Origin of the sequence: Streptomyces sp. NPDC005574 (genome assembly GCF_040605435.1) — a bacterium.
In the GTDB taxonomy this organism is placed as follows: Bacteria; Actinomycetota; Actinomycetes; order Streptomycetales; family Streptomycetaceae; genus Streptomyces.
The window spans coordinates 1-25,167 of the sequence record NZ_JBEXCW010000061.1 but is presented as its reverse complement, the minus strand read 5'-3'; the positions used below and the strand labels follow the sequence as shown (position 1 = coordinate 25,167).

General features: G+C 72.4%; 23 protein-coding genes and 1 pseudogene. 11 read left to right on the top strand and 13 right to left on the bottom strand.

The window, feature by feature from the left end; translation table 11 throughout:
- The first annotated feature begins 227 nt into the window (after positions 1-227).
- The 3 genes from ABZT03_RS29970 to ABZT03_RS29960 all read left to right on the top strand — a co-directional run bounded on the left by ABZT03_RS29970 (position 228) and on the right by ABZT03_RS29960 (position 4,196).
- A complete protein-coding gene (locus tag ABZT03_RS29970; RefSeq protein WP_356045046.1) occupies positions 228-1,610 on the top strand; it encodes a hypothetical protein in 1,383 nt (460 codons plus the stop codon).
- An 85-nt stretch (positions 1,611-1,695) separates the two neighbouring features.
- Complete coding sequence (locus ABZT03_RS29965; protein ID WP_356045043.1) at positions 1,696-2,958, top strand: AAA family ATPase; 1,263 nt, start codon at positions 1,696-1,698, stop codon at positions 2,956-2,958.
- Complete coding sequence (locus ABZT03_RS29960; protein ID WP_356045040.1) at positions 2,955-4,196, top strand: VWA-like domain-containing protein; 1,242 nt, start codon at positions 2,955-2,957, stop codon at positions 4,194-4,196. Before ABZT03_RS29965 ends, ABZT03_RS29960 begins: the two co-directional genes overlap by 4 nt.
- A gap of 56 nt (positions 4,197-4,252) precedes the next feature.
- Here the strand turns inward: ABZT03_RS29960 and ABZT03_RS29955 are convergent, their stop codons facing one another.
- A complete protein-coding gene (locus tag ABZT03_RS29955; protein ID WP_356045037.1) occupies positions 4,253-5,086 on the bottom strand; it encodes a transferase in 834 nt (277 codons plus the stop codon).
- Positions 5,083-6,348 carry a glycosyltransferase family 4 protein gene (locus tag ABZT03_RS29950; protein WP_356045035.1) on the bottom strand — a complete coding sequence of 422 codons (1,266 nt, stop codon included), beginning with the start codon at positions 6,346-6,348 and terminating at the stop codon, positions 5,083-5,085. Before ABZT03_RS29950 ends, ABZT03_RS29955 begins: the two co-directional genes overlap by 4 nt.
- Before the next feature lie 60 nt (positions 6,349-6,408).
- Between ABZT03_RS29950 and ABZT03_RS29945 the strand changes: the two genes are divergently transcribed.
- Together ABZT03_RS29945 and ABZT03_RS29940 are read left to right on the top strand one after the other, a co-directional pair.
- Positions 6,409-7,083 (top strand): trypsin-like serine protease, encoded by a 675-nt coding sequence (locus tag ABZT03_RS29945; RefSeq protein ID WP_356045033.1) that lies wholly within the window; start codon positions 6,409-6,411, stop codon positions 7,081-7,083.
- 254 nt (positions 7,084-7,337) lie between these two features.
- Positions 7,338-7,520: a hypothetical protein gene (locus tag ABZT03_RS29940; RefSeq protein WP_356045031.1), complete on the top strand. Its 183-nt coding sequence runs from the start codon at positions 7,338-7,340 to the stop codon at positions 7,518-7,520.
- Between the two features lie 208 nt (positions 7,521-7,728).
- On the opposite strand, the gene ABZT03_RS29935 is transcribed toward ABZT03_RS29940, so the two are convergent.
- Positions 7,729-8,277: a putative immunity protein gene (locus tag ABZT03_RS29935; RefSeq protein WP_356045028.1), complete on the bottom strand. Its 549-nt coding sequence runs from the start codon at positions 8,275-8,277 to the stop codon at positions 7,729-7,731.
- Positions 8,258-8,965, bottom strand: coding sequence for an anti-sigma factor (locus ABZT03_RS29930; RefSeq protein ID WP_356045026.1), 708 nt, complete (start codon positions 8,963-8,965; stop codon positions 8,258-8,260). Before ABZT03_RS29930 ends, ABZT03_RS29935 begins: the two co-directional genes overlap by 20 nt.
- 269 nt (positions 8,966-9,234) lie before the next feature.
- Here ABZT03_RS29930 and ABZT03_RS29925 point away from each other — a divergent pair, with 269 nt between their 5' ends.
- Positions 9,235-9,606 carry a hypothetical protein gene (locus tag ABZT03_RS29925; protein ID WP_356045023.1) on the top strand — a complete coding sequence of 124 codons (372 nt, stop codon included), beginning with the start codon at positions 9,235-9,237 and terminating at the stop codon, positions 9,604-9,606.
- A gap of 188 nt (positions 9,607-9,794) precedes the next feature.
- Here the strand turns inward: ABZT03_RS29925 and glpK are convergent, their stop codons facing one another.
- Together glpK and ABZT03_RS29915 are read right to left on the bottom strand one after the other, a co-directional pair.
- Positions 9,795-11,312, bottom strand: a complete 1,518-nt coding sequence (gene glpK / locus ABZT03_RS29920) for a glycerol kinase GlpK (protein WP_356045020.1) — start codon at positions 11,310-11,312, stop codon at positions 9,795-9,797.
- A 30-nt stretch (positions 11,313-11,342) separates the two neighbouring features.
- A complete protein-coding gene (locus tag ABZT03_RS29915; protein ID WP_356045017.1) occupies positions 11,343-12,188 on the bottom strand; it encodes an MIP/aquaporin family protein in 846 nt (281 codons plus the stop codon).
- Between the two features lie 451 nt (positions 12,189-12,639).
- On the opposite strand from ABZT03_RS29915, the gene ABZT03_RS29910 reads away from it, so the two are divergent.
- Both ABZT03_RS29910 and katG read left to right on the top strand, forming a co-directional pair.
- A complete protein-coding gene (locus ABZT03_RS29910) occupies positions 12,640-13,089 on the top strand; it encodes a Fur family transcriptional regulator (RefSeq protein ID WP_356045014.1) in 450 nt (149 codons plus the stop codon).
- 25 nt (positions 13,090-13,114) lie between these two features.
- Complete coding sequence (gene katG, locus ABZT03_RS29905) at positions 13,115-15,337, top strand: catalase/peroxidase HPI (protein ID WP_356045011.1); 2,223 nt, start codon at positions 13,115-13,117, stop codon at positions 15,335-15,337.
- Between the two features lie 125 nt (positions 15,338-15,462).
- Here the strand turns inward: katG and ABZT03_RS29900 are convergent, their stop codons facing one another.
- Positions 15,463-15,693 carry a hypothetical protein gene (locus ABZT03_RS29900; protein ID WP_356045008.1) on the bottom strand — a complete coding sequence of 77 codons (231 nt, stop codon included), beginning with the start codon at positions 15,691-15,693 and terminating at the stop codon, positions 15,463-15,465.
- Between the two features lie 218 nt (positions 15,694-15,911).
- Here ABZT03_RS29900 and ABZT03_RS29895 point away from each other — a divergent pair, with 218 nt between their 5' ends.
- The 3 genes from ABZT03_RS29895 to ABZT03_RS29885 are packed head-to-tail and all read left to right on the top strand — an operon-like array spanning position 15,912 to position 17,637.
- Positions 15,912-16,313 carry a hypothetical protein gene (locus tag ABZT03_RS29895; RefSeq protein WP_356045005.1) on the top strand — a complete coding sequence of 134 codons (402 nt, stop codon included), beginning with the start codon at positions 15,912-15,914 and terminating at the stop codon, positions 16,311-16,313.
- Positions 16,310-17,083 (top strand): hypothetical protein, encoded by a 774-nt coding sequence (locus tag ABZT03_RS29890; RefSeq protein ID WP_356045002.1) that lies wholly within the window; start codon positions 16,310-16,312, stop codon positions 17,081-17,083. The genes ABZT03_RS29895 and ABZT03_RS29890 overlap by 4 nt, the downstream gene beginning before the upstream one ends.
- A 35-nt stretch (positions 17,084-17,118) precedes the next feature.
- Entirely contained in the window at positions 17,119-17,637 is a 519-nt protein-coding gene (locus tag ABZT03_RS29885; protein WP_356044999.1) for a roadblock/LC7 domain-containing protein, read from the top strand.
- A gap of 44 nt (positions 17,638-17,681) precedes the next feature.
- Here the strand turns inward: ABZT03_RS29885 and proP are convergent, their stop codons facing one another.
- From proP to ABZT03_RS29855, 6 genes and pseudogenes are all read right to left on the bottom strand, one after another.
- The gene (gene proP, locus ABZT03_RS29880) at positions 17,682-19,190 is read right to left on the bottom strand and encodes a glycine betaine/L-proline transporter ProP (RefSeq protein ID WP_356044996.1); all 1,509 of its coding nucleotides are present in this window, start codon (positions 19,188-19,190) and stop codon (positions 17,682-17,684) included.
- A gap of 173 nt (positions 19,191-19,363) precedes the next feature.
- Positions 19,364-20,098, bottom strand: a complete 735-nt coding sequence (locus ABZT03_RS29875) for an FAD binding domain-containing protein (RefSeq protein WP_356045095.1) — start codon at positions 20,096-20,098, stop codon at positions 19,364-19,366.
- 235 nt (positions 20,099-20,333) lie between these two features.
- Positions 20,334-21,536, bottom strand: coding sequence for a cysteine desulfurase-like protein (locus ABZT03_RS29870; RefSeq protein WP_356044993.1), 1,203 nt, complete (start codon positions 21,534-21,536; stop codon positions 20,334-20,336).
- Positions 21,537-22,191: 655 nt separating this feature from the next.
- Positions 22,192-23,190 (bottom strand): annotated as a pseudogene (locus tag ABZT03_RS29865) (PP2C family protein-serine/threonine phosphatase); the annotation flags it as partial.
- 224 nt (positions 23,191-23,414) lie between these two features.
- Positions 23,415-24,173: an IclR family transcriptional regulator gene (locus ABZT03_RS29860; RefSeq protein ID WP_356044991.1), complete on the bottom strand. Its 759-nt coding sequence runs from the start codon at positions 24,171-24,173 to the stop codon at positions 23,415-23,417.
- Between the two features lie 314 nt (positions 24,174-24,487).
- Entirely contained in the window at positions 24,488-24,904 is a 417-nt protein-coding gene (locus ABZT03_RS29855) for an ATP-binding protein (RefSeq protein ID WP_356044989.1), read from the bottom strand.
- Positions 24,905-25,167 lie beyond the last annotated feature (263 nt).

The window sequence follows — 25,167 nt, the reverse complement described above, 5'->3', positions numbered from 1 at the left end:
TGCACCAGAGCGTGTCCCCACCAGAGGAACCCGAGCAACTCCTTGTCTCCCGAGCCTCTTTGCGTACGGCGGAGCCGCCTGCCACGCTCCCCGGATCCCCCCGCGGGAGGGCGGGCGCCCGAGACGGAAACCGTTGGCGGATGGACCGCCGGGGGCGTTACGGTCATCGCGATGACCACTCGATCCGCAAGCAGATTGGGGGTCCCCTCCGCGCAAGGTGAGTGCTGATGCTCACTGACACCGCGCAGGGGGACTCCTCCCTCGGTTTCTGGCCGCGCGTGCGCGAGTTCGCCGTGCCGGCATCCATGATCGAGGCCGCGACCGCACGACGCCGGACCGGCGACTGGGCCGGGGCATGTGCCGCCGCCGGCGTCGACGTCGATCTCGACCCGCGTGCGGTGGCACGCACACACGGCTGTGAACTCACGGCTCGACTCCGCGCCGATCTGCGCCATCTCGCCCCCGACCTGTTGCGCTGGCACCTGCCGAGGATCGCCCCCGACGGACTGCTCCGCCCTGGTCTGACCCTCGCGCTGGCCCGCTACGACACCGGGGGGCCGGGCGGCCGGGGCCCGCTGCAGCTCGTGGTCCGCACTCCCCCGGCCTGGGCGGCGGCCGGTCAGCGGATCAGCCTTGCCCTCCGGGACGCCACACACCCCGGGGCCGGCGCCCGCGGTCACCCGCATCCGCACCCCAGCCGGAGATTCCGCCTCGATCTGCACCGCCACCTGTGGGACGCGCGCAGAACCGGCGAGCTGCGGACCCGGACCGGCGCCGACCGGCCGCCCGACGCCGAACCCATCGTGGAAACACCGGAGTTGCCGGCCACCCTGCCGCACGGGGGTGAGGCCGCTCTCGACCGGTGGGCGGACGAGGCGGCGCTCGTGCTGCGCGCCGAGGGGCGGGACACCGGTCGCGTTCTCGTCCGGGCCGGAGCGGTACGGCTGGTGCTGGACGTGGGCCTCGACCCGGTCTCCGGGCCGTACGCCCTGCGTGTCGCGCCGGCGGCCGGGGGAGACACGGCCTCCGCGCTGCCGGTCCTCCCCCACGCGGCGACCTGGGTCTGCCCCGACCTGCGGTTGATCCGCGCCGGTGCGATCCCGGTGGAACGGCTGCATCCCCTGGTCGCCTCCGCGCTCGCACCGGAGTGCGCACCGACCGGCCCACCCCGGCTCCGGGACGGGGCAGGGCAGCCACGCCTCGTGGAGTGCCGGGGAGCGTGGCACCGCGTCGGCCTGGCCGACGGCGCCCTGGCCGCACTGGACCACGACCCGGCGGAACTCCGGCGCGAGGAACTGCTCGTCGCCCTGACCGGGACCCCGCTTCCCTGCCTGCGGGTCATCGACGAGGCACACCGGCACCCCGACTGCCTGACCGGCGTCCGCGAACGCCTCGACCACGGCGACATCGCCGGCGCGCTGGCCGTCGTGGAGGGCCTGCTCGGACCCGGCGCGCTGCTGCGCGGCGGCGCCCTGCGGGACGCGCTCGAAGCGGCCGCCCTGGGCCGGATCGCCCACGGCCTGTTCCGGGCCGGTCTCGCCGACCCCGGTCCCCACCCCGTTCGCCCGGCACCCCGCGACACCCGTCGACGCCCCGCCCCCTCCCGCTGACCCGGGTCGCACCCTCCGCCCACAGCCGGCGGGGCACGCCCCGCCGCCCTCCTTCGCTCACCACGAACCCAAAGGTGACCACCACATGCCTGAATACGCCCCGTTCACCGCGCCCGCCCTCCACACCACGACGGCCGGCCTCCCCCAACTGGACGTCGCCGACGAACTGTCGGCCCTGCTGCGCGAGACGACCACCGAACCGCGCCCCGACCCCCAACTCGAAGCGCTCACCCTGGCGGTGGCCGCCGATCTGCCGGTCCTCCTGTGGGGCGAACCGGGGATCGGCAAGACCGCCGCCCTCACCCAGCTCGCGGCGACCCTCGGCCTGCCGCTGACGACCGTCATCGCCAGCGTGCACGAACCGTCCGACTTCTCCGGCCTGCCCGTCGTCGGGGACGACCCCGCGGCACAGGGCGTACCCATGGCCCCGCCGGAGTGGGCGGTACGCCTGGTACGGGCCGGACGGGGGCTGCTGTTCCTCGACGAACTGTCCACCGCGCCACCGGCCGTCCAGGCCGCGCTGCTGCGGCTCGTACTGGAGCGGCGGGTCGGCTCCCTGCGGCTGCCGCCCGGCGTACGGATCGTGGCCGCCGCGAACCCGCGGTCCTCCGCCGCCGACGGCTGGGAACTGAGCCCACCGCTGGCCAACCGGTTCGTGCACCTGCAGTGGACCCACGACCACGAGGTCGTGGTGCGCGGTCTCGGCGGGACCTGGCCCCGGGCCACCCTGCCGCGCCTCCAGCCGGAGAGACTGGCGGAGGCGGTGGACTTCGCCCGCCGCGCGGTGTGCGGCCTCCTCACCGCGCGCCCCGCCCTCGTACACCGGCTGCCCAGCGGCGAGACCCGCCGGGGCGGCGCCTGGCCCTCGCCGCGGAGCTGGGAGACGGCCCTGCGGCTGATCGCCTTCGCCACCGCCGCCGACTCCTCCCGGGACGTGCTCTCCCTGCTGGTCAGAGGCACCGTCGGCGACGGGCCCGGGCTGGAGCTGCTGGCGAGCGTGGACCGGATGGACCTCCCCGATCCCGAGGACCTGCTCGCCGACCCGGCCGCCGCCGACCTGCCCGAGCGGGGCGACCTTCGCCAGGCGGTGCTGGACGCGGTCGTGGCCGCGGTCCGCAACCGGCCGCAGAAGTCACGCTGGGACGCCGCGTGGGCGCTGCTGGTCCACGCTCTGGAGACCGGCGCCCCCGACCTGGTGGTGGTCCCCGCGACCACCCTCGCCGCGCTGCGCCGGGAGGACTGGGACGTGCCCGCCTCGATCGAGGCGCTGGCCGGAGTGGTGTCACTGTCCCGGCGGGCGGACCAGGTCGCGGCCCGGTCCACGCCCGCCGCGCAGGCCGGCCGATGAGCCGTGACGCGTCGGCGGCACTGGACCTCGACAAGCTCTTCGCCGCCCGGCTGCACGCCGCCCGCGCCCGGCCCTACCTGGCGACGGCGCTGTTCGCCCTGCACACCGTGGAGTCGCGGCAGGTGCCGACGATGGCCGTCGACCCGTACTGGCGGTGCTACGTCTCGCCGGCGTTCGTGGACCGCACACCCGCGGAGGAACTGGCCGCCGTATGGGTGCACGAGGTGTCGCACCTGCTGCGCGACCACCACACGCGCGGCGACCGGTTCGCCCGGCAGCACGGCCTCAGCGGACCCGCGGAACGGCTGCGGATCAACATCGCGGCGGACTGCGAGATCAACGACGACGCGTTCGGCGACGGGCTCGTGCACCCCGAGGGCGCTGTCGACCCGGCCTTCCTCAGCCTGCCCGACGGGCAGCTCATGGAGGAGTACCTGCGCCTGTTCCGGCTCGGGCCGCGCACGCAGAGCCTGTCCTGGCTGGACTGCGGCAGCGGTGTCGACGGACGGGACCGGGACTGGGACCTGGGAGCGCAGGGCGCGCACGGACTGAGCGAACAGGAACGCGACGCGGTCCGGTTCCGGGTGGCCGAGGGCATCAGGGGCCGCCCCGGGAACTCCCCGCGCGGATGGCGGCGGTGGGCGGAGGAGGCGTTCCATCCACCGCAGCCCTGGCGGGAGTTGCTCGGAGCGGCGGTCCGCTCGGCGACCTCCGGGGCCGGCGCGGGCGAGGACTACACCTACGGCCGGCCGTCACGGCGCTCGGCGGGTGTGCCCCGGGTGGTGCTGCCGAGCCTGCGGCGCCGACCGCCCCGGGTCTGCGTGATCATCGACACCTCCGGTTCCGTCGCCGACGCCGAGCTGGGCAGCGCGCTCCTGGAGGTCGCCGCGATCTCCCGGACCCTCGGCGGCCGCCGCGACCTGGTCTCCGTGCTGCCGTGCGACGCGGCGGCCCCTTTCGTGCACCCGCTGTGCGCCGGCGAGGGGATTCCCCTGGTGGGCGGCGGCGGCACCGATCTGCGCACGGGATTCACCAGGGCGCTGGGAACGAACCCGCGCCCCGACGTCGTCGTGGCCCTGACCGACGGGCAGACTCCCTGGCCGGCCGCGGCCCCGCCGTGCCGGACGGTGGTGGGTCTCTTCCCCCGCCGGAGTGAGCCCTCGTCCTGGAACGAGAACGATCCCGACCACCGGCCGGAGCCCCCGCCCGCCTGGGCCCGCGTGGTCGAGATCGGATAGCCCCGTGCGGGGGGCCTTCGGCCGGTGGGCCGCCGGGCATCCGGTCCCGTCCCGGCTCAGACGGGTCGCTTCACCTCCACCGAGAGGTCGTTGTCGTTCGTGTAGTAGGGGCGCACCGCGGCGCCGCCGACGGTGACCGTCGGGTAGACGTACACCTCCTTACGGTCCGCCAGGTCGTCGAGGAGACGGGCGACCCGCACCACCGGCGCGTCCGCCGCCGGCCGGACGAAGACGTCCCACACGTCCTTGTCCCCGCCCGGCCCGGCGGCCGACTCCGCCACCAGCTCCGCGTGCTCGACGGTGAAGGAGAACCGGTCGCCGTCACCGGACCGTGGTTCCAGGGCGCGTTCGACGGCGCCGCCGCCGCGCCGGCGCAGCCGTACGACGGCTGTCTCCCGGAGCGCGGCGCCGTGCAGGCGGGCGCTGACCGTCGTCGTACGGTCCGTGACGTCGACGCGTTCGACCTCGGCGTGCGCGGGGCGCAGCCAGGCCCGCACGGCGAGGTGGCCGCCCCGGGTGGCGTACGGGACGCGCACGGCGAGCGGGGACCGCCGGTCCCGGAGGTGGCCGTCGACCAGGGCCCGCAGGTCGCGGGGGCCCGGGCGCAGGCGGTGGCGTGTGGCGTCCGGGCCGGAGAGCAGGTACACGTCCCACCGGCCCTCCTCCAGCACCGTGTGCGGAGCCAGCACGGCACGTCGGCCTCCGGCTGCGGCGGCCCCCAGGTCGAGGTGGTGCAGGAGCGTCTCGGGCTCGCCCTTCTTCGGGCGCAGCCGCAGCAGCAACCGCCCTTCCAGGGGCGCGGAGGGCGGCAGGTCGAAGACGATCCGGCCGTCCGCGTCCGCCGTGCAGGCCACGCGCGGCTGGGCGTCCTGGGTCGGTTCCACGGTCATCGCTGTCCCTTCCGCACCGTGTTCAGTGCGCTGCTCCTCGCGGTCAGCGCGACGTCGCGCGCGGCGAATCCCCGGCTGACCAGGGCGCGGTGCACGCCGGCGTCCCGACGCACCGCCGGCCGTCCCGCGCTCCTCGCCGCGACGGCCTCCGCGAGCAGCCGTTCGGCCTGTTCCAGGACGGGCACCGGCGCGAACCGGCGCGCGTTCTCCTCGGCGGCGCGGCCCATACGGCGGCGCCGGTCGTCGTCGCGGACGAGGTCCAGCAGGGCCGCCCCGAGGGCGTCACGGTCGCCGACCGGCACGAGCAGGCCGTCGACCCCGTCCTTGATGATCTCGCCAGGTCCGTAGGGGCAGTCGGTGCTCACCACCGGCAGGCCGCAGCGCATCGCCTCGACGATCGTCATGCCGAACGGCTCGAAGTCGGAGGCCGCCGCACCGATGGAGCCCTTCACCCACTCCGCCTCCATGGGGGCCGTCGCCCCCATCAGGAAGACGTTGTTCCCCAGGCCCAGATCCGCGACGAGCGTCCGCAGCCGGTCGCGTTCCTCGCCCTTGCCGTAGATCCGCAGCTGCCAGTCGGGATGTTCGGCGGCGACCGCTGCGAACGCCTCGACGAGCAGGTCGTAGCGCTTCACCGGTACCAGCCGGCCGGCCGCGACGACCACCTTGGAGGTGCCGTCCGCGGTGGGCAGCACGGGGTCCGGCACGCTGTTGGGCAGCGCCTCGACGCGGACACCCGGGAGGGCCATCTTGCGCCGGTAGGAGGCCGCGTCCGCCTCGGTCACCGTGGTGAGCACGTCGAGCCCGCGGTACGCCCGGCGCAGTGCGCTGCGCAGCCGCGGCGGATGGTTGTCGAGGGTGAGGTGTTCCTGTCCGACGCGTGCGACGTGCGGCGGGGCCTGGAGCGCGAGGTGCACGTTGAGGCCGGGCCTGGTGCCGATCACCACGTCGGCGTCGGTCGTGGCGAGGCACTCGCCGATGCGCTGGTCGGTCAACTCGCTGTACTGCTCGTAGCGGTACTCGGCCCGGGGGAACACCCTCGCCGGTCTCCGGTGCAACGGCTGCTCCTTCTCCTGCCTGAGGTCCACCAGCGGCCGCAGCGACACCCTGGGGTCCAGGGTGAAATCGGGGCGTGCGCGGTGCCGCAGCACGGAGACGATCTCCACCTCGTGCCGCTCGGCCAGTGCCTGGGCCAGGTTGAACGTCGTGGTGATCGTGCCTCCGATTCCATAGGCGTTGTGGAGCAGAAAAGAGATCTTCATGGCGGGCTAGACCATGACTGTTCCCCCTACGGTTGCGGTCCGTTACCACTTCGTTAGTCCTTGTCCCGGCGTGAAACCGGACGGATCCCGGGGCGCGTCCTCACCACCGACCACAGGGGTGCGGGTGCCGCCAGGGCCGCGCACCGAGCCGTTCCAGGGGGAATCCACATCCCGATCCGTCTCACCGCGCCCGGGCGCGCCCGGCTGCGCGCAGCCGCCGTCACCGCCGTCCTCTCCGCGGGAGCGCTGCTGGCCGCCGCCGGCCCCGCCGCCGCCGTGAAGGGCGGTGGTCCGGCCACGACCGCCGCCCGGCCGTACGCCATGCTCATCGAACTCGACGGCAGCCAGTTCTGCGGCGGCACCCTCGTGGCACCCACCAAGGTGCTCACCGCCGGCCACTGCGTGGAAAACGCCGGGGACGTCTCCGCGCTGCGGATCATCGGCGGCCGGGACCGGGTCGACGGCAACGGCGGCACCGTGCGGCGGGTCGCGTCGTACCGGCTGGACTCGCGCTACGGCGCGCCCCGATCGGCCTACGACGCCGCCGTCCTCACGCTGAACCGGCCGATGCCGTACCGCACGATCAAGGTGGCCGGTCCGCGGGACTCCACGCCGGTCGCCGACGGCCGCAGGGCGACCGTGCTCGGCTGGGGGCGTACCGGCCCCGGCGTCCCGGGCGACCGGCTGAAGCAGGCGAAACTGGTGATCTCACCCGTTGCCGCCTGGAAGGGGTGAGTGTGCCACCGTCTCCGGGGGCCTTTATGCCTGCCCGCAAACCGCGGTGCGCTGCCGGCTACTCCCGGCAATCCAACGTCACTTGGACCAGCCGAGGTCGCTGACGTGTGCGCGATAGGTCAAGGAGAGGAGTCGCCACGCTGACGGACAACGGCCTGGCACTGACCGACCGCGGCTGTTTGCGCAAACCGTCCGACGACCGGTTCACCACCCGTGCTGCGTCACTGAGAGACGAGAGAGGCCGCCTGATCTGGATGTCCGCAGCCCGGCCCGGCCGCACCCACGACAACACCGCCGCCCCCTACGACCACATCCTGGCCCACCTGCGCGCCGCCGGCCTCGGTGCTCTCGCGGACCTCGGCTTGCGCGGCTTGGACAACGACGTCCGCGACCCCGTGACCGTCACGGCTTCCATGCCAGCCGCACCCACAAGCTGACCGCTGGTCAGAAGGACGCCAACAGAGTTCTCGCCGTCGGACGCGCGCCAGTCGGACACGGCTTCGCCCACCTCAAGAACTGGCGGATCCTCACCAAGTTCCGCACTGATCCCGCCCGCGCCACCCAGCTCCTGCGCGCCTCGCTTGTCTGACGAACCTTGAAGTCAACCGCTGACTGAGGTGGGGCCGCACCGTCTGACGTTCAAAGTCACTCAGCGAGGGTCAGTGAACGAAGATCAGTGTCCAGCTTGCGGATCAACTCACCAACCCGTCCGCCGCCACTCGGCGCCGTGGGGAACCGTTTTAGCACTGCGACGACGACCGGTGTCGCACGATGCGTCGTCTGCTCAAGGTGTTTGACACCAACGCTCCGATCGTCGTCGGCGACGAGTTCGGCCGCTCTTGCCGCGTGAGCGCCGGCTCCGAGAATGTGCTTGACCTGGACGGCCTTGGCCAGCGGATGCAGGTAGGCGGCGCCTGCCGCAGACATCGCTGCCCGAGCCGCCTCGCGCGCAGCCGCGGTGTCCGTGCTGTTGGCTGCCCTGAGCGCCGCCCACGCCGTGTCGCGCAGAGCCTTCCCTCGCTCACCACCGCGCGCGAATTCCCACGCTGCGCCGAGAGCGTCTCGAGGCCGCGAGTCGTCCGGCTGATCGCTCTCGAATACCTCGAGCACCACTTCCGCGCACGCTGCGGCGAACGCGGTGACCTCACGCAGATCTTGCTTACTCAGAGCGATCTCACTCACTTCCCCTGTCATGACTCCATCCTCGACCATTGCGCTGGACAGGCAGGCAGTTGGGGCGACTCCGGGCCGGCCCCATACCGACTGGCTCCCGAGCAGATCGGGTCGTGGAACGCCACTCGGCCACAGCAGGCAGGAACCGGTGAGCCGACCGCTCTGCCAGATGACCTACTACGCGGCCTGTCCCCCACGGGACGGTGACGATGCCGAGCGGTGCGCCGGTGGGCTGCCGCGACCCGCCGGCCGGTTCGACGGTGACGCCGACGGCGCCCGCGTCGCCGAGTTCGCCGGCCAGGACCCGCGCGGCCCGTCCACCGGAGCCGGGCAGTAGACCGGCCGGGCGGAGGACGCCGGTCGTCTCGGCGTACCAGAGCTCGTGGACCCGGTCGCCGCCGAGGCGGGGCTGGTCCGTGGCGACGGCGGCGGCGCGGCCCCGGCTGCGGGAGGCGACGACGCTGATGCGGCCGCCGTCGGCCAGCGCGCGGGTGCTGACCGTCGCGTCCCGGGCGGCGGGGATGTCGGCGAACGTGGCGGCGCCCGCCTCCTCGCGGGTGAGCGCGGCGCGGGCGTCGTGGGCGCGCGTGGACTGCCACGCGGCGACACCGCCGAGCGCTACGGCGGCGCCGAGACAGGCCGCCCGCGCCGGCCGCAGTGCGAGAGGTTCGTGCGGCGGGCCGTGTCCGCCCTGCCCGGTGTTGGGCATCCGTCCCACAATCCGTGTCGTTCGTTCGTTCGCCTGGTCTGTCAGGTGTGCGTAGCCGCGCGGTGGGGGGATGACGGACCCTCAACGAGAAATCCCGTAGGGACAGAATTATGATGAAAGATCTTCATACGTGTATCTCGTCGCTCCGAATGCCTTGTGTCCGCCGCGACGGGAACCACGCAGCAGCCGGCCGGGCCCTTCGGCTCGAGAAGGTTCGTACCGGCTTCCGTCGCACCCGCACTTCCGACTTTCCGAGGGAGGTGAGTCCGATGACCACATCCATCAGGGTCCGGCGTCTGCTGGCCGGTACCGCCGCCACAGGTCTGCTGGCCGGCGGTGCCGCGCTCGGCATGTCGGCAACGGCCGTCGCGGCTCCGACACCGACGTCCACCGCGTCCGTGGTGACCAGCGACCATCACGACCGGTGCGAGTGGGTGAAGGGCCACTGGGAGAAGACGTGGGTCAAGGGCCACTGGGAGAAGAAGTGGTTCGACCACGGCACCTGGCACCCGGGCCACCGGGACATGAACGGCACCTGGCATCCGGGTCACTGGAGCCACTTCAAGTGGGTCTACGTGCCCGCCCACTGGGAGAAGGTGTGGGTGAAGGGACACTGGGACTGCCACCACCACGACCACTGACAGCCCCAGGCCGCGCGGACGCGGCGTGGGTGAGGGCCCGGAGCGGACATGGCCTCCGGGCCCTCACCCACGTACGCACGCATCCAGGGGCCACCGCACGGTGGGGACACGGGACGGGGTGCGCCGGACCGTGGGCGCACGGACGGGGTGCGCCGGTCGGTCGGCCGGCGCACCCCGTCGAGCGGTCGCTACTCGACCTTGGCCCAGTCGAGCGTGCGCTCCACCGCCTTCTTCCAGCCCTCGTAGCCCGCCGTCCGCTGGTCGTCGGACCACTGGGGCTCCCAGCGCTTGGACTCCTGCCAGTGGGTGCGCAGTTCGTCGGTGTCGCGCCAGAAGCCGGTGGCCAGTCCCGCCGCGTACGCGGCGCCGAGCGCGGTGGTCTCGGCCACCACGGGACGGCTGACCGGTACGCCGAGGACGTCGGCCTGGATCTGCATGCACAGGTCGTTGGCCGTGACACCGCCGTCGACCTTGAGCACGTCGAGGTGGACACCGGAGTCCTGCTCCATGGCCTCGACGACGTCACGGCTCTGGTAGCAGATGGCCTCCAGAGTCGCCCTGGCCAGATGGCCGTTGTCGTTGTAGCGGGCCAGGCCGACGATCGCGCCGCGGGCGTCGGAGCGCCAGTACGGAGCGAACAGGCCGGAGAACGCGGGGACGAAGTACATGCCCCCGTTGTCCTCGACCGTGCGGGCCAGCGTCTCGCTCTCGGCCGCGTCAGAGATGATCTTCATCTGGTCGCGCAGCCACTGCACCGCGGACCCGGTGACCGCGATGGAGCCCTCCAGCGCGTAGATCGCGGGGCTGTCACCGAACTGGTAGGCCACGGTGGTCAGCAGGCCGTGCTGCGAACGGACCAGTTCCGTACCGGTGTTGAGCACCAGGAAGTTGCCGGTGCCGTAGGTGTTCTTGGCCTCGCCCGGCGCGTAGCAGACCTGTCCGACCGTGGCCGCCTGCTGGTCGCCGAGCACGCCGGTGATGGGGATGGGCGCGCGCAGCGGCCGGGAGGTGCGCGTGACGCCGAACGCCTCCCGGTGGGACGAGGCGTTGATGGTCGGCAGCATCGCCCGGGGGATGTTGAAGAAGCCGAGCAACTCGTCGTCCCAGTCGAGGGTTTCGAGGTCCATCAGCATGGTGCGGCTGGCGTTGGTGACGTCGGTGGCGTGGATGCCTCCGTCGGGGCCGCCCGTGAGGTTCCACAGCACCCAGGCGTCCGTGTTGCCGAAGAGGGCGTGCCCTTCCTCGGCCGCCGCGCGGACCCCGTCGACGTTCTCCAGGATCCACTGGATCTTGCCTCCGGAGAAGTACGTCGCCGGCGGCAGTCCGGCCTTGCGGCGGATGACGTCGCCCTGGCCCGAGCGCTCCAGGGCCGCGGCGATGGAGTCGGTACGGGTGTCCTGCCAGACGATGGCGTTGTAGTAGGGCCGTCCGTTGCGCGGGTCCCACACGACGGTGGTCTCCCGCTGGTTGGTGATGCCGATCGCCGCCAGGTCCTCCGGGGCGAGGTTGCCGTGCCGCAGTGCGTTCTGCATCACGGAGTTGGTGCGCTCCCAGATCTCCACCGGGTCGTGCTCGACCCAGCCGGACCGCGGGAGGATCTGGGCGTGTTCCAGCTGGTGCTTCGCCACCTCGTTGCCGGCGTGGTCGAAGATCATGAAACGGGTGCTGGTGGTCCCTTGGTCCACCGCGCCCACGAAGTCAGCCATGGGTTGCCGCCTCTGCTCTGGGTGTCAGTGTCATTCCTCGGGTGCCGGGACGCGCCCGGGAGGCTCCGGTTCCGCCGTGGGCAGGAAGTGGCCGATGAAGATCTTGTACAGGCCGGCACCGAGCAGACCGCCGATGAGGGGACCGATGATCGGCACCCAGAAGTAGAAGTTGCCGTACTGATCTCGCCACGCTCCGCCGTAGCCGGTGAGGAAGCTGGCCAGTCGCGGCCCGAAGTCACGTGCCGGATTGATGGCGTACCCCGCGTTGGTGCCCCACGCCATGCCGATCGCCACGACGATCAGACCGACGATGAACGGAGCCAGGTTGGCGCCCGGCGGCGTGTTGAGCAGGTCCGTGACGGCGAGGATCAGCAGCAGCAGGATCGCCGTGCCGATGATCTGGTCGCGGAACGCGCCCCACTCGTGGACCGGCAGGTTCGGGTTGCCGTTGGCCGGGAGGGTGGAGAAGACGCCCTGCGTCTTGATGGTGTGACCGGGGTCGGCCTTCGCCAGCGCCTCGGTGTAGTTCCAGCGCACGATCAGGGCCGCAACGAAGGCTCCGGCGGTCTGGGCGACCACGTAGGGCGCCACCTTGCTCCACGGGAACCCCTTGAACGTGGCGAGCGCGACCGTCACCGCGGGGTTGAGGTGCGCGCCGCTCAGGCGGGCCGCCACGTAGACACCGAGGGTGACGCCGAGGCCCCAGGCCCAGGCGATGCTGTCGTGGTTTCCGAGACCTCCCGGCGGTGTCGTGAGCGCCCCGCCGGCGACGACCTGGGCGACGACACCGACGCCGAAGAGGATGAGAATCATGGTGCCGGCGAATTCGGCCGACACCTCGCCGATCAACCCTGTCCTTTTGAATCGCTCAGCCATGGAAGCCTGCTTCCCGCCGGCTCAGGACCGGCCCGTCGACTGCCAGAGCCCTCCCCGTATCAGCATAAGGCGATCAAGGACGAATCGCACAGACAGCCGGAATCCCGGACAGGACAGGGCATTGTGGGCTGTCTCGCGGCACGTTGCCGCCGTACGGGCCGCCCCCACACGCGACGAACCCCATCCCGTGGATCATGGGATGGGGTTCGCGTGCGGAGCGCCGGGCAGGCCTTGCACCTGCATTTCCCCACGGGAAGTGGGGCGTCTTTCCTTGGACCACCAACGCGCGACCGGCTGCCGGGTGTCCGGTGACCGCTCAAGATCCAGCATAGCGCACGGTGGCGGGACCGGGCGCAGGGCAGGGGCCGACCGGATGTTGGCCGGCGTGACATCAAACTTGAACCCTTCGTTCTCTTGAATGATTCGTCTTAAGGGCGATAGGTTCGACGCCATGACCGCATCCCGGACCCCGACCACCGCCGAGGAGCTGCGCGGTGCCGGCCTGCGGGTGACGGCCGCCCGCGTCGCGCTGCTGGAGACCGTCCGCGGCGGTGACCACCTCGGCGTCGAGGCGATCGCCTCCGGGGTACGTGACCGCGTGGGCCACATATCCCTGCAGGCCGTCTACGACGCGCTGCACGCGCTCACCACGGCGGGCCTCGTCCGGCGGCTCGAACCGCCCGGCAGCCCCGCCCGGTTCGAGGGACGCGTCGGGGACAACCACCACCATCTCGTCTGCCGCTCCTGCGGCGTCGTCGCCGATGTCGACTGCGCCGTCGGCCATGCGCCCTGCCTCGCCGCGTCCGACGACCGCGGCTTCACGATCGACGAGGCCGAGGTCATCTACTGGGGCCTGTGCCCCGACTGTTCCAGCGCCCCAGCCCCAGCTTCAGCACCCTGATCCACCCCCGTTCGGAAGGATTCGCATGACTGAGAACCACGACGCGATCGTCACTGACACGAAGTCGGAGGAGGCAGGTGGCTGCCCGGTCGCGCACGGTCGCGCCGCCCACCCGACGCAGGGCGGCGGAAACCGCCAGTGGTGGCCGGAACGCCTCAACCTCAAGATCCTCGCCAAGAACCCCGCAGTGGCGAACCCGCTCGGCGAGGAGTTCGACTACGCGGCGGCCTTCCAGGCCCTGGACCTCGCGGCCGTGAAGCAGGACATCGCCGAGGTGCTCACGACCTCCCAGGACTGGTGGCCGGCCGACTTCGGCAACTACGGCCCGCTGATGATCCGGATGGCCTGGCACAGCGCGGGCACCTACCGCATCAGCGACGGCCGCGGCGGTGCCGGCGCGGGCCAGCAGCGTTTCGCCCCGCTCAACAGCTGGCCGGACAACGCCAACCTCGACAAGGCCCGCCGTCTGCTGTGGCCGGTCAAGAAGAAGTACGGCCAGAGCATCTCCTGGGCCGACCTCATGGTCCTCACCGGCAACGTCGCCCTGGAGACGATGGGCTTCGAGACCTTCGGCTTCGGCGGCGGCCGCGCGGACGTCTGGGAGGCCGAGGAGGACGTCTACTGGGGTCCCGAGACCACCTGGCTCGACGACCAGCGCTACACCGGCGACCGCGAGCTGGAGAACCCGCTCGGCGCGGTCCAGATGGGCCTCATCTACGTCAACCCCGAGGGCCCCAACGGCAACCCGGACCCGCTGGCCTCGGCCCGCGACATCCGGGAGACGTTCCGCCGGATGGCGATGAACGACGAGGAGACCGTCGCCCTCATCGCCGGTGGCCACACCTTCGGCAAGACCCACGGCGCTGGCCCCGCGGACCACGTCGGCGACGACCCCGAGGCCGCCGCGCTCGAAGAGCAGGGCCTCGGCTGGAAGAGCACCTACGGCACCGGCAAGGGCGGCGACGCCATCACCTCGGGTCTCGAGGTCACCTGGACCCAGACGCCGACGCAGTGGAGCAACAACTTCTTCAAGAACCTCTTCGAGTACGAGTGGGAGCTGACCCGCAGCCCCGCGGGCGCGAACCAGTGGGTCGCCAAGGACGGCGCCGGCGCGGGCACCGTCCCGGACGCGCACGACCCGTCGAAGAGCCACGCCCCGACCATGCTGACGACCGACCTCGCGCTCCGGTTCGACCCGGTCTACGAGCAGATCTCGCGCCGCTTCTACGAGAACCCCGACCAGTTCGCGGACGCCTTCGCCCGCGCCTGGTTCAAGCTGACCCACCGTGACATGGGCCCGAAGTCGCTGTACCTGGGCCCGGAGGTCCCCGCCGAGACCCTCGTGTGGCAGGACCCGCTGCCCGAGGCGGAGGGCGAGGTCATCGGCGCCGAGGACATCGCGGTCCTCAAGGCCAAGCTCCTCGACTCGGGGCTGAGCGTCTCCCAGCTCGTCTCCACCGCGTGGGCGTCCGCCTCGACGTTCCGCGGCAGCGACAAGCGCGGCGGTGCCAACGGCGCCCGCATCCGCCTCGAGCCGCAGCGCGGCTGGGAGGTCAACGAGCCCGACCAGCTGGCCCAGGTGCTGCGCACCCTGGAAGGCGTCCAGGCGGAGTTCAACTCCGGTGCCAAGAAGGTCTCCCTGGCCGACCTGATCGTGCTGGGCGGCGCCGCGGCCGTGGAGCGGGCCGCCAAGGACGCCGGCTACGAGATCCAGGTCCCGTTCACGCCGGGCCGGGTGGACGCGACGCAGGAGCAGACCGACGTCGAGTCGTTCGTCGCGCTCGAGCCGACCTCGGACGGGTTCCGCAACTACCTCGGCAAGGGCAACCGGCTGCCGGCCGAGTTCCTGCTGCTGGACCGGGCGAACCTGCTCACCCTGAGCGCCCCCGAGATGACGGTCCTGGTCGGCGGTCTGCGCGTGCTGGGCGCCAACTACCAGCAGTCGCAGCTCGGCGCCCTCACCACCACGCCCGGGTCGCTGACCAACGACTTCTTCGCCAACCTGCTCGACCTGGGTACGGCGTGGAAGGCGACGTCGGAGGACCAGAACTCCTTCGAGGGCCGCGGCGCCGCCACGGGCGAGGTCAAGTGGGCCGGCAGCCGTGCCGACCTGGTCTTCGGCTCCAACTCCGAGCTGCGCGCGCTCGCCGAGGTCTACGCGAGCGACGACGCGAAGGAGAAGTTCGTGCGGGACTTCGTCAAGGCGTGGGACAAGGTCATGAACCTGGACCGGTTCGACCTCGTCTGAGTTCCCGCTCGGTCGAAGGTGACGCGCTCTCGAACCCCTTGCCGGTTCTGAGGGCCCGGACCCGTCCGACGTGACGTCAGGGCCGGCCGGCGACGGCCGGCCCTGACGTGTTCCCGCGGCACCCGTCAGGGCGTGAAGTAGAGCTCCTCCTCGGGACGCAGTCCCAGCACGACCGAGTTGCCCTCGTGCACCACGCCGTCGAGGGTGACGTTGACGAGGTCGGGCCGGATCTCGACGAAGGCGATGCGCGCGTGGAAGGCGACACCCTCGGCGTTCTCGTACGAAAAGCGTTCGCCCACGAGGGTGTCGTTCAGATCCCCAGCGGCGATGACCCGGGCGTCGGGCGCAACCTTCACGTGTCTTCCCTTCGACGATCGGCCCCGACGACGGCCGGGGCGTCTGACGTATACCCCCGTGCCGGAGGGTCGACTCGGCCCACTACGACAGGTGTCGATCCGCACGCGGTCGAAACCGCGCATGTTCCGCTGGAAAATGCCAAAGCTCTCACCTCGCGCCACCACTTTCCGTAGTGTCGGCATCACAGTCGAGGTAGTCGTGCGGGGAGGGATTCGGCGTGCCCGGAATCGACGAGAGTCTGCTCGACGCCATGCGGGTGACCGGTGCGCGGGGTGCGTCCGTGGTCGACTGGATCAGCGGCCTCTCCCTGGGATCGGTGGGTGAGGCGTCGAGCGGCGACCACGAGGTGACGGCCACCGAGACCGCGGAGTTCGCCCGCTCGGCGCTGGAGAGCGGCGCCTTCACCCGCCAGGGCGGCGATCCGGTGGCGCCCGGCGGCCCGCCTCCCGTGGAGGACCTGGTGGTGACGACCCCGGACTCCTACCACGTACTGCGGTTCGTCGGCACGCGGTTCGAGAGCACCGTCTTCCTCCACCTGTGGATCGACCGGGCCGCCGGGAACCTCGCGCTGGCCCGCATCCGCCTGGCCGACACCGCCGACCGGCTGGTCCTCGGATGACCTCGCCCACCCGCCTCGCGGACACGGTCCTCGACTCGCTCGCGCTGCTCGCCGCCGAGCGGGCCACCGGAGCCCTCTCCAGCGAACGGGGCACGTTCTTCCTCAGCGCGGGCGGAGTCACCCACGTCGACTCCCCCCTCTCCCCCGGCCTCGGTGTCCTCCTCACCGGGAGCGGTGTGATCGACGCGCTCGGCTGGCACGAGGCGCTCGAGGAGGCGGGGGCCGACCTGCGGGTGGGCCGGCAGCTCGTGGACAGCGGACAGCTGGCCGTGGGAGCGCTCGAACTGTGCCATCTGGGGGCGCTGTTCGACGCCGCGTACTTCGCGCTGGGCGGCGTCGGGCACGCGCCGCGGTTCCGCCCGGGCGCCGCGCACTGGCTCGGCGCCGTGCGCGCCGTGGCGGTCGACACCGTCGTACGCGAGTCCCGGCGGCGGCGCGACCGCCTCCAGCGCATCTGGCCCGAGCCCGACCTCGACAGCGCTCCCCTGGCCCGGGTGCCGCAGGCCGCCACGGGGGCCCTGCCCGCCCGCAGGCTCCGGGTGCTGGCCGAGGTCGACGGGGTGCGTACGGCGGCGGAGATAGCGGCGCGGCTGGCCTGCCGCGCCTACCCCACCCTGATCGAGTTGCGTCGGCTCGCCGCCGACGGACTCGTCACCGTCACCGCCCGGCCGACCGGACCGGCGTTCGCCGCTCTGCCGCCGGACACGCCGCAGGAAGAGCCCGACACCGCACTGCTGAGGCGCTTGCGCGACGCCCTGGAGGCTTTGTGATCCGCGCGCGCCGCCGTGCCGAAAGGAGACTGGTCATGGCCGTCGAAGCCGAAGTACTCAACGAGTTACGGCGCTTGCGCACCCGGATGCCCCAGCTGACGGGGTCCCTGGCGGCCAGCGCCGACGGTCTCGTACTGGCCCAGGACATGCCCGGCGTGGAACCGGACGGTCTGGCGGCGCTCACCGCGGCGGCCCTCGGCATCGCCCACCGCATGGCGGACACCGCCCGGCGCGGCGAGTTCTGCGAACTGCTGATGCGGGGAGCACAGGGCTATGTCGCGACCTACGCGGCCGGCTCCTCCGCCGTGTTGACCCTGCTGGCGGACGGCCGCGCCAACGTCGGCCGGCTGCATCTGGAGGGCCGGCGCAGCGGGGCCCGGATCGCGGACCTGGTGGCCGCCCACCTCGACGCGCAGGCACGGGACCAGGACCGGCGCCCCGCGTTCGTCCTGGACGACGCGGTGCCGCCGTCGCACAACCGCACCCTCGGCACCCTGCCCGTGCGGCTGCCGAGACAGTCACGCCCGCGGCTGCGTCCGGACCCCGGCGAGTAGCCGCACCAGTGCCGCCGGGCCGGTGGTCGCCTGGATCGAGCGGGTCAGAACCTCGGTGCCGGTGCCCTGCTCGCCACGAGTTCGGCGGCCTCCTCGGCCGTCCCCACCGAAGGCGGTGAACCCTCCAGCGGCTGCCGCGCGGTCTCCTTCATGCACGCCACCGCGATGACACCCACCAGCGCCGCGGCCATGGCGTAGTACGCGGGCATCATGTCGGTGCCGGTGACGGAGATCAGCGCCGTGACCACCAGCGGAGTCGTCCCGCCGAACAGGGAGGTGGCGAGGTTGTAGCCGATGGACAGGGAGCCGTAGCGGACGGGCGTCGGGAAGAGCGCGGGCAGCGCTGCCGACATCGTGCCCAGCATGCACACCAGGGACAGCCCCAGCATCAGCATGCCCGCCGAGACGGCCACCAGGTCACCCTGCCCGACCAGCACGAAGGCCGGTACGGACAGCACCAGGAAACCGAGCATGCCCGCCATCAGCACGGGCTTGCGTCCCCACCGGTCGGAGAGCCTGCCCACCCGGCTGACCAACAGCATCAGCACCACCATGGTCGCGATCAGGATCAGCAGACCGTGCGTCTCGGAGTAGCCCAACTCGTCGGACAGGTAGGTGGGCATGTACGAAAGGATCATGTAGTCGGTGATGTTGTACGCGCCGACCAGGCAGACGCACAGGATCAGCGTCGGCCAGTGGTCCCGGAAGATCCTCGCCACATCGCCCTTGGCGGTGGTCTCCACGGTGGACGCCGGATCCGGGGCCCTGCCCGCGGAGTTGTCCGCCAGCTTCCGGAAGGCCGGTGTCTCGTCCAGCCGCAGCCGCAGATAGAGGCCGACCAGCCCGATCGGCCCCGCCACCAGGAACGGCACACGCCAGCCCCACGACTCCATGCCGCCGTCACCCAGCAGCGCGGTGAGGGCCGTCACGAGACCGGCCGCGCCCACGTACCCGGCCAGCGTGCCGAGTTCGAGGAAGCTGCCGAAGTAGCCGCGGCGCCGGTCGGGCGCGTACTCGGCTATGAAGGTGGACGCCCCGCCGTACTCGCCGCCCGTGGAGAAGCCCTGCACGAGGCGGAAGAGGATCAGCAGCGCGGGGGCCCAGAAGCCGATCGTGGCGTACGACGGGATCAGTCCGATGGCGAAGGTGCCCACCGCCATCATGATCATGGTGGTCGCGAGGACCTTCTGACGGCCGATCCTGTCCCCCATCGGTCCGAAGACCGCACCGCCGAGCGGGCGCACGAGGAAGGACACCGCGAACGCCGCGAAGGAGGACAGGAGTTGGACGGTGTCGTTCCCGGACGGGAAGAAGACGTGCCCGATGGTGACGGCGAGGTAGCTGTAGATGCCGAAGTCGAACCATTCCATGGCGTTGCCGAGTGAGGCCGCCTGAACGGCGCGCTTGACGGCGGCCTCGTCGGTGACGGTGATGTCGGTCCGCCGCAACGGCGGGTTCCTGCGACGTCGTATCGCTCGGAAGAGCCTGCGATGTCGTCTGACGGCTTCGGGATGAGCGGCGGCCTCGACGGGGTCGGGCTCAGTGGCCACCATGAAACGTACCTTTCTGCCTTCGTGCGCGGACTCAGGGGAGCCTGCTCACTCATGGCATCTGCAAACAACCCGGATTCCGCAGGGACGTTCGGCACCATTGGCCGGCCGTCGGTGCGCGCCGGGACCGGTCGGCGGGCGCGGCCGCCGACGGCGATTTTGTGTCCGGTGGCGCCTCAGCGGGCGGCGGGGCGGGCCAGGAGGTCGGTGACGTGTCCGGCGACCACGTCCCAGGCGGCGGTGGGCGCGGCGCCCAGTGCGGTGGAACGCAGGGCCCGCAGTACGGTCAACACGTCGGCGTCGGCACCGAGTTCGCACGTGGTGCTGCCGCCGAGCACCTCGTGGCCGTCGCGGACGGCGACCCGCAGTCGGTGTCGGCCGTCGTCGCCGGCGTGCACCGCGGAGGCCACGACCAGGGGCGGCGGCCCGCCCGCCTCGCCGGCCGCCTTGTGGTAGCCGCTGAGGACGGGCTCGCGCCAGCGCAGGCCGAGCAGCAGCTGACGCTTGGCCACGACCTCCGCCAGGTCGGTCTCGTAGGGCCCGTCCGTCTCCAGCACCACGGCCCGGGCGTCCAGTACGTGCGCGGCGGGCAGCAGACAACGCAGTGTGCTGCCCACGAGGTTGCCGCCGACGGTGGCCGTGCGGCGCACGGCTCCCGTCCCGATGGTGGCGGCGGCCCGCCGCAGCACCTCCGGCAGCCGGGCGTCGATCTGGTGGAGCACCACGGCCGCGCCCAGCGCCTCACGGTCGACGACCCGGGCCTCCGGCACGTCCCGCAGCGACATGGCCTGCTCGGGAAAGCCGTCCCGCTGCCAGGTGGCCCACACGAGCGTCGCCCCACCCACCGGCACCGCCCCGTCGGTGAGGCACTCCTGCGCTTCGGACACGGATGTGGGCAGACGCAACAGCACGGTGGCCGACCTGCTTTCCCCGGACGTGGCACCCGGCGGAAGGACACCGCAGCCGGGCCACCTGATCGCTGACATGGGCAGTGTCCCCGGATACGCGGGGGCGCGTACAGGGCTCACACCGCCACGCCATGCGCCCCTCGCCGGCACACCCTTCCTTCCGAGGGCCGTCGCCCGCCGAGTTCCGCGGCCGTCCGCGACGCGGCCCCTCAACGCGCCGATACTGTCGAGCAGTTGGTCAGTCGCCCAGGCCGCCCAGCGCCTCCAGGAGCCGGTCCACGTCCTCCTCGCTGCTGTACGGCGCGAGTCCGACCCGGACCCCGCCCACGTCCGCGAGCCCCAGCCGGCGCGCGGCCTCCGCGGCGTAGAACGTCCCCGCCGGGGCGTCGACGCCCCGTTCGGCCAGACGGGCCGAGACGGCCGCCGACTCACGGCCCGCCAGCGTGAACAGCAGTGTGGGGGTGCGCCGGGCCGCCCGGGAGTACACGGTGAGGCCGGGGATCTCCGCCAGGCCCCGCTCGATACGGCTCCGCAGGACCTCCTCGTGGGCCTCCAGCGCCGTGAAGGCGGCGAGCAGACGCTCGCGGCGGGAGCCGGACGCCTCCGGTGCGAGCCCCGCGAGGAAGTCCACGGCCGCCCGGGCGCCGGCGAGCAACTCGTAGGGCAGCGTGCCCAGTTCGAAGCGTTCGGGCACGACGTCGGTGGAGGGCGCCAGCTTGTCGGGACGCAGGGTCTCCAGGAAGTCGGGGCTGCTCGCCAGGACGCCGAGGTGCGGGCCGAGGAACTTGTACGGCGAGCAGACCAGGGTGTCCGCGCCGAGAGCTGTCAGGTCGACCGCGGCGTGCGAGGCGTAGTGCACGGCGTCGACGTGCAGCAGGGCCCCGGCACGGTGGGCCAGATCCGCGATGGCGGGGACGTCGGGACGGGTGCCGATGAGGTTGGACGCCGCGGTGACGGCCACCAGCCGGGTGCGCGACGACAGGACGGCTTCGATCTGCTCGGGGTGCAGTTCGCCGGTGGCCGGGTCGAAGTCGGCCCAGCGGACGGTGGCGCCGACCGCTTCGGCCGCCTGGACCCAGGGTCGGATGTTGGCGTCGTGGTCGAGCCGGGTGACGACCACCTCGTCACCGGCGGCCCAGGTCTTGGCGAGGGTGCGCGACAGGTCGTAGACGAGCTGGGTGGCGCTGCGCCCGAACACCGTGCCGCGCGGTTGTCCGCCCAGCAGGTCGGCGAGTGCCTCCCGGGCGCCGGTGACGACGGCCTCCGCGTTGCGCTCGCCCTGCGTGGTGCGTCCCCGGTTGGCCAGCGGGTTGGCCAGGGTGTCGCTGATGGCGTCGATGACCGGTTGCGGGGTCTGCGTTCCGCCGGGCGCGTCGAATCGGGCGGTGCCGGACTTCAGTGCGGGTATCTGTGCGCGGACGGCACCGACGTCGAAGGCCATGCGTACTCCAGTCGAGAGAAGGGTGCGGGCCCGGTGGAGCGGGGTGCGCCCCACACGTCGGCGACGGCGCCCCTCCTGCGCGAACACCGTCACCGGTGGCCTCCTGCCCGGCCGGCGAACGGCACCGGACCGGCCTTGATCAACCACGGGACCAGCATCACACGCCGTGCCGGCCGCAGGGAGCGACCGGTTCGAGCCGGCCGTCGACGACGGTGCCGGGTCCCGCGTCCGGCGGGGAGCCTGCGGAGGTGTCCCGCACGGCCGGGTCGGGGGCGGCGGGGGTGCCGATCGCGGGAGTGCGGGCCGTGGGGCCGCTGGTCGCGGAGGTGCCGGCCGCGGGGGCGCCGGTCGTCGGGTCGACGGTCGTAGAGGCGCCGGTCGTCGGGCCGACGGTCGTAGGGCTGTCGGCCGCGGAGGTGCCGGTCGTATGGCCGCCCGTCGTGAAGGTGCCGGTCGGAGGACTGTCGGCCGCGGGGGCGCCTGCCGTAGAGCCGCCGGTCGCGGGACTGTCGCTCGCTGGACTGTCGGTCGTACGGCTGGCGGTCGCGGCCCCGTCGGCCGTACGGCTGGCGGTCGCGGGGCCGCCGGTGACGCGGGTGTCGGCGGTGGCGCGGTCGGGGGTCCGCCGGGCCGGGGTGGCCGTCGCGGCGGTGGGGGGCTTGCGCAGCAGCAGCAGGGCCGCGTCGTCGTGCAGTCGGCCACCCACATGGGTCAGCAACTCGTCGTGGAGCGCGGTGAGCGTGTCCGCCGGCTTGTCGGTCAGGTGCCGGGCGAGCCCCTCGGCGAGCGGATAGAACGCGCGGCCGTGGTCGCGGGCCTCGGTGACCCCGTCGGTGTAGAGGAGCAACTGCTCGCCGTCCGAGAAGGGCACCACCTGGAGGGTGGGGGTCTCGCCGGTGAGGGCACGCAGCCCGAGCGGCGGGGCCGGCAGCGTGGGCTCGATCGCCGTGACGGCGCCGGCCGCACCGACCCGCAGCGGCGGCGCGTGTCCGCAGTTGACCAGCTCCAGCTGACCCTGGCGCGGGTAGCCGGCGACCACCGCGGTGACGAAGTCGTCGTGGCCCAGGTTCCGCGCCAGGCTCCGTTCGATCCTGGCGACGACGGCGAGCAGGTCAGGCTCGTCGTAGGCCGCCTCGCGGAAGACCCCGACGACGAGTGCGGCCGTGCCGACGGCCGGCAGGCCCTTGCCGCGCACGTCACCGACGATCACCCGCACGCCGTACGGGGTGGGCACCAGGGCGTACAGATCCCCTCCGATCCGGGCCTCGGCGGCCGCGGCGCTGTAGCGGACGGCGACCTGGAACGGGCCGACGGTCGAGGGAACGGGCCTGAGCAGCGCGTGCTGGGCGGCCTCGGCCACCGAACGGACCGCCGCGAGCACCTGTTCCCGGCGTGCCCGCAGCGCGCTGGCCAGGCCGCTCGCCAGCGTGACGGCCAGCAGGGTGGTCTGGATCGCCGCCAGCTCCCGGCCCGGCACACCGTCGCGGGCGCCGAGGGTGGTGCCCAGGACCGCCGCGAAGAGACCGACGCACAGCACGCCCCGGGGTCCGCTGGTGGTGGCGGCCAGCGCGGGGCCGGCCGCGAGCAGCGGCAGCCACACCATCCCCGCGCCGCCGGCGAGGTCGGCCAGCACGACGACGGACACGATGAGCACGGGCAGCGCGGGCGTGACGGCGGCATGCCGTAGCACCGCGCGGACCGCGGCCGAGCGGCCGGAGCCGGCCGCACGGTGTCGAAGGGGCCTGATCGGCCAGTGGTCGCCGCCATGGTCTCGGGCCTGACTCATGTGTGGTCCGCAGTCCTCACCTGGGTGAATGTCGCAAAAACCTGACTCCACCAGGAAACGGACTCGGGCCGGACGCGACAAGCACCGGGATTTCAGATAGTGAGCGACAGACTCCTGGTCACCCGGTTCGCGGTCGGGATCAGCCGCGACCGGATCTCCGGGAGGCGCGAGAGCCGGTTGACCGGCATCGAGACGCCGAGGGAGCCGACGATGTCCCCGCTGTAGACGGGCACGGCCACGCAGACCGTGCCGAGGGCGTACTCCTCCAGGTCGGTGACGGCCGGGGCGACGGGCGAGTCGTCGAGGCGCCGCAGCAGCTCCGGGGAGCTGGTGATGGTTCTCGGCGTGAGATCGGCGAGGGTGTGCCGGGAGAGGTACTCCCGGCGGGCGTCGTCGTCCAGTTCACGCAGCACGGACTTGCCGAGCGCGGTGGCGTGTCCGGCGTCCTCGAACCCCACCCACAGGTCGACGCGGGGCGCGCGGGGCCCGTCGACGATCTCGGCGACCCGGATCTCGCCCTCCTCGTAGAAGGTGAGGTAGGCGGGGGTCGCGAACTGGTCCCGCAGCGCCGCGAGGGTTGGACGGACCCGGCTCAGCAGCGCCTGGCCGCGGCCCGCGGTGTGCAGCGTCTGCACCTTGTCCCCCAGCACGAACCCGCCGTCGGCGAGCTTGCGCAGATAACCGTCGTGCACCAGCGTGCGCAGCAGGTGGTACGCGGTGGGCAGGGACAGGCCGGTCTCACGCGCCAGCTGTTTCGCCGGCGCGCCGTTCTCGTGTGCGCTCACCGCTTCCAGCAGGCGGAAGGCCCGCTGCACCGAACCGATGAGCGTCGGGCCGTCGCGAGCACCCATAAGGACCAGAGTGCGCCGGGCGCACGGTCCAGGCAAGGCGTACGGCCCGACTCACGGCCGCGCGCCGCGGGCGGACGTACGGGTGACACACGGCTGGGGCGACCTGTGCACGGCATATGAGTCACCCACGGCCCGTGCGACCTGTGCAAGACATATGCGTGACCCGTCGCCCGCCCACCCCGCGCACGCCGTACGGCCGACACATGGCGCGCGCCGCACACACATGACGTACGGGGAACACACCACCCGCGCGGCGCCGGACATGGCCCCGGACCGGGGACACCCGTGGGGGGCTCACCCCCGGGGAGTGACTGTCAGTCGGTGTCGCCGTCGCGCGTGTGGGAGGGGCGGAAGCAGGCCGTGACCGTCTTGCCGTGCCGTCCGCACTTGATGCCCCAGGTGTCGGCGAGAGCGCTGACGATCGACACCCCACGACCCGACACCTCACCCTCGCCCGGCTCCCGGCGCCGCGGCAGGGTGGGGTCCTCGTCGTGGACACTCACCTGCAGACAGTCGCCGTCCCAGGTGAGGATCAGGTGCGCGTCACTGTGCGCGTGGACGTGGGCATTGGTCAGCAGCTCCGACACGGCCAGCACGATCGACTCCACCGTCTCCGGTTCCTCGGACGTCCACGGCAGTGCCGCCACATGTCCCCGCACCCACTCGCGCCCCGCGCGCACACCTCCCGACACGGGAAAGGAGTGGGCCCAGCCCATCGCCTTGACCGCCATCGTCCCTCATTTCCACCGTTGCCGACCAGATCCGCTCCAGGTGGGACGGGTACCCGGTCCGCACCGCCGCACGCCCCCGGCCTGCGAAACCCGCCACCTTCAGGTGACAACTCACCGGACATGTGTGGGCGTTCGGCCCCATGATGTGTCGCGCACCGGTGTGCCAATAGCCCGTTCACCAGTACCCACACGGCCTCACCGTCGTTTTCCCGGCATGCACGAGGCGAACCATGTGTTCCTGTTGTCCGTACTATCTACGCAAG

Bases quoted from the DNA above. Each gene is read 5' to 3' on its own strand.
- ABZT03_RS29960 (WP_356045040.1), top strand. From the start codon at position 2,955: ATGAGCCGTGACGCGTCGGCGGCACTGGACCTCGACAAGCTCTTCGCC.
- ABZT03_RS29940 (WP_356045031.1), top strand. From the start codon at position 7,338: ATGTCCGCAGCCCGGCCCGGCCGCACCCACGACAACACCGCCGCCCCC.
- ABZT03_RS29890 (WP_356045002.1), top strand. From the start codon at position 16,310: ATGACCTCGCCCACCCGCCTCGCGGACACGGTCCTCGACTCGCTCGCG.
- ABZT03_RS29910 (WP_356045014.1), top strand. From the start codon at position 12,640: ATGACCGCATCCCGGACCCCGACCACCGCCGAGGAGCTGCGCGGTGCC.
- ABZT03_RS29970 (WP_356045046.1), top strand. From the start codon at position 228: ATGCTCACTGACACCGCGCAGGGGGACTCCTCCCTCGGTTTCTGGCCG.
- ABZT03_RS29955 (WP_356045037.1), bottom strand. From the start codon at position 5,086: ATGACCGTGGAACCGACCCAGGACGCCCAGCCGCGCGTGGCCTGCACG.
- glpK (WP_356045020.1), bottom strand. From the start codon at position 11,312: ATGGCTGACTTCGTGGGCGCGGTGGACCAAGGGACCACCAGCACCCGT.
- ABZT03_RS29870 (WP_356044993.1), bottom strand. From the start codon at position 21,536: ATGGCCTTCGACGTCGGTGCCGTCCGCGCACAGATACCCGCACTGAAG.
- katG (WP_356045011.1), top strand. From the start codon at position 13,115: ATGACTGAGAACCACGACGCGATCGTCACTGACACGAAGTCGGAGGAG.
- proP (WP_356044996.1), bottom strand. From the start codon at position 19,190: ATGGTGGCCACTGAGCCCGACCCCGTCGAGGCCGCCGCTCATCCCGAA.
- ABZT03_RS29965 (WP_356045043.1), top strand. From the start codon at position 1,696: ATGCCTGAATACGCCCCGTTCACCGCGCCCGCCCTCCACACCACGACG.
- ABZT03_RS29925 (WP_356045023.1), top strand. From the start codon at position 9,235: ATGACCACATCCATCAGGGTCCGGCGTCTGCTGGCCGGTACCGCCGCC.
- ABZT03_RS29930 (WP_356045026.1), bottom strand. From the start codon at position 8,965: ATGCCCAACACCGGGCAGGGCGGACACGGCCCGCCGCACGAACCTCTC.
- ABZT03_RS29855 (WP_356044989.1), bottom strand. From the start codon at position 24,904: ATGGCGGTCAAGGCGATGGGCTGGGCCCACTCCTTTCCCGTGTCGGGA.
- ABZT03_RS29950 (WP_356045035.1), bottom strand. From the start codon at position 6,348: ATGAAGATCTCTTTTCTGCTCCACAACGCCTATGGAATCGGAGGCACG.
- ABZT03_RS29915 (WP_356045017.1), bottom strand. From the start codon at position 12,188: ATGGCTGAGCGATTCAAAAGGACAGGGTTGATCGGCGAGGTGTCGGCC.
- ABZT03_RS29935 (WP_356045028.1), bottom strand. From the start codon at position 8,277: ATGACAGGGGAAGTGAGTGAGATCGCTCTGAGTAAGCAAGATCTGCGT.
- ABZT03_RS29860 (WP_356044991.1), bottom strand. From the start codon at position 24,173: ATGGGTGCTCGCGACGGCCCGACGCTCATCGGTTCGGTGCAGCGGGCC.
- ABZT03_RS29885 (WP_356044999.1), top strand. From the start codon at position 17,119: ATGGCCGTCGAAGCCGAAGTACTCAACGAGTTACGGCGCTTGCGCACC.